Genomic DNA, 2,607 nt, shown 5'->3' with positions numbered 1-2,607 from the left:
GGTGGCGGGCACATCCTTAGCCTATCGCACGGTATCTGACCAGAAGGTTAACTGGGCGCAAGGCTCGGGTGAAGACTGGGCGACCATTCACCGGCGGGTGGGATTGGACCCGTATCCGCCCGAGTTTCTTGGCTGACCGTGGTATGCAGAAGACCCCTGGGCTGAGAGGTAATCTCTCAGCCCAGGGGCTTTCTCTATGTTTCGAGGCTAATGCCGTGCGATGCTACATATCGACGTCGGCAAGACCAGTAACCTTCTTCCGCTCCCTAAAATACGGGACTGTATCAGGGCCACTATCTAGAGCATCCACCCGAGCAATATCACTCGGATTATTCATGTCAGGCCAGCGGTCGTTCTCAATCCTGAACCGCACAATCGCCATTAGACGATAATTCTTATGAATAATCGGGCTGAAGGCAGCAATCAACTTCCCAGACTTGCTATAGAAAGAGACGAGGTCCTGACTATCTACAGCAAGTGCCTTATAGTATTCGATTCCGTCAATAGCGTTGACCGGGTACACGGTTGTACGCGCCGACCACATACGCTGCTCAATACCTTCAGGGGAGATCTTCACATAGGCAACATGGACATACCAGGCGTACAGCATGAACATAATTGACATAAGTATCCCACCCAGTTCATACCAAAAACCTGGAGACCCCTCCTCAACAAGATGGAGAAAGAAACCAAGACACGGGAACCCAGGGGTAAATATTGTTAGAAGAGCCTCTGCCTGATTAACCCGTCGGATGTACGCGCCTTGGCGGCGGCGCTCCATATCCTTCCAGCGCTGAATCTCATAGTTGGTAATGATGTAGAGCGTCCCGGTTACCGAGATGAAGGCCAGGATGCCCCAGATAATAATCAGGAAAATGCGCATGACGGGTTCTCGTTTCGTGTGGTTGGTGAATATCCGGAAGCGCACCACCGACAGGTGGCGTACCTTCCCCAAGGATACCCCGGTGCGTGAATCGTCCTAGACCGTGCGCTTGGTGCACAATGCTCCTCCGCCCGCGGGTTTCCACGGTTTAGCTTGCTGCAGGTTCAGCCTCCGGGTCCTCCTCATCTTCCTTCTCGGGGATAGCAACACCCACGGTCACGTACCTCTTCACCAGCAGGTACGAGGCGATCACCGGCACCACATACACCAGCGACAACCCGCTACCGGACTGCACAACATCAGCAGCAAGACGGACCGCCGCCAAACATCCACCCAAACCCATCAGGGCTACGCAGAAGCCACGCAACACGCCATACCCGGCAGTGCCCTCCTCAAAGGTCGCCGCCCACAGCTTGAATAGGGCGCGGCGCACAAAAATCAGGAAAACCGGCACCAGGCACAGCACCACCGAAACACCCACAGGCTCATAACCGGTGGTGGCGAAAGAAGCCACCGGAATAACCAGGCAGAGGAGCACCATCAGGGCGCTCACACCCAGCACCACGGTGCGCACATACCGGTTGATGCGCTCCATACGGTGCAGGTTAGGGATTTCCTCGCTCGGCTGCGCGGCGTTATAGAAGAACAGCAGAAGAACCAGCGCGGACGCCGCCACATACCAGGGCGCGAAATTGATGCCGTCCACCTGCGGGGTGGAGGCAACCGGCGGGACACCCACCAGGGAGAGAGCAGCGAGCAGAACAATCGCAGCAACGCAGAACGTGCCTACCGTCAGCAGAAAGTAATGGTACGCGCCACCGTTCTTTGCATCCTGCACACCGTGCTCACGCGTGCCGTCAATCATCACGACGGAAAACAGCATCGTGGAGATGGATAGGATACTCCACGCGTATTCACCCGTCACGACGGGGACAAACGATAGAAGAATGGATATAGAGAACAGAATCCACAGAAATACTCGCTGCAGGGTTGTTGAGGAGGCGAGGGTCACCTCAAAAAAGCCGATGATAAAGTCGCCGATATCGTCCATGGTGGGATCCTTTCTGCGGGGGTGGGGTTACTCTTTGATCTCTTCAAAGCGGAGGACGCTGAAGTCGAATTCATCGTTGCGGGTATGGAAGGACTTGTACGCCCTATACTTCTTGCCCGTCTCAAAGTTCTGGAGGTATTTGCGGATGGGGATACCATCAGGGGCGTTCCATGTTGTGATGATTCCGCACTCTTCCGTCTCGAATTCACCGGAGATTGAGTATGGGTCTTCGTGCTCAATGATTTCGACTGAGGTGACAGTACAGATAGCGGATTCATTGCCCGGGTTGTAGCTGGTCATAAGATGTAAGGACGCAAGGAACCCTAGCATGACTGCCACGAATATGATGACGTCGCGTGCATCCCACGCAGCTTTTGCTTTTTTGCGAAGATACTCTTTGAAGTCGATTTTATTCTTCTTTTTCTTGGTGTATCTCTTTTTGCGGGTCTTTTTTATAGCCCCAGTTTCGGTAATGTAATTTGCCTCTGGGTAACTCTTTTTCTTCGAGATGTTCCTTTTCTTTGAAACGTTCTTTTTCCTCGGGGAGTTCTTTTTCACTGCTCTTCACCTTCTTTCTGGGCTGCGGGCTGTTGCTCTGTGATTTCTTCAAAGTGGGGTTGTCTCAAAAACAGCGCTCATAGTATGTACGTCCTTGTGCGGTAGTGGTTGGTGA

3 protein-coding genes are annotated in these 2,607 nt (G+C 53.4%); all 3 read right to left on the bottom strand.

Going from position 1 to position 2,607, the window contains the following annotated elements:
- Positions 1-223: 223 nt before the first annotated feature.
- The 3 genes from HMPREF2842_RS08795 to HMPREF2842_RS08785 all read right to left on the bottom strand — a co-directional run bounded on the left by HMPREF2842_RS08795 (position 224) and on the right by HMPREF2842_RS08785 (position 2,492).
- Positions 224-883 (bottom strand): hypothetical protein, encoded by a 660-nt coding sequence (locus HMPREF2842_RS08795; RefSeq protein ID WP_070644339.1) that lies wholly within the window; start codon positions 881-883, stop codon positions 224-226.
- Between the two features lie 148 nt (positions 884-1,031).
- Positions 1,032-1,934 (bottom strand): hypothetical protein, encoded by a 903-nt coding sequence (locus HMPREF2842_RS08790; protein WP_070644337.1) that lies wholly within the window; start codon positions 1,932-1,934, stop codon positions 1,032-1,034.
- 27 nt (positions 1,935-1,961) lie between these two features.
- Positions 1,962-2,492, bottom strand: coding sequence for a hypothetical protein (locus tag HMPREF2842_RS08785; RefSeq protein ID WP_049360568.1), 531 nt, complete (start codon positions 2,490-2,492; stop codon positions 1,962-1,964).
- Positions 2,493-2,607: the final 115 nt, after the last annotated feature.

This window comes from Rothia sp. HMSC069C10 (assembly GCF_001812205.1).
Taxonomy (GTDB): domain Bacteria; phylum Actinomycetota; class Actinomycetes; order Actinomycetales; family Micrococcaceae; genus Rothia; species Rothia mucilaginosa.
The sequence above is the reverse complement of the archived record's forward strand: the minus strand, read 5'-3'. Positions and strand labels throughout refer to the sequence as shown.

Excerpts from the sequence above, each read along its gene's own strand:
- HMPREF2842_RS08790 (WP_070644337.1), bottom strand. The coding sequence starts at position 1,934 with ATGGACGATATCGGCGACTTTATCATCGGCTTTTTTGAGGTGACCCTC.
- HMPREF2842_RS08795 (WP_070644339.1), bottom strand. The coding sequence starts at position 883 with ATGCGCATTTTCCTGATTATTATCTGGGGCATCCTGGCCTTCATCTCG.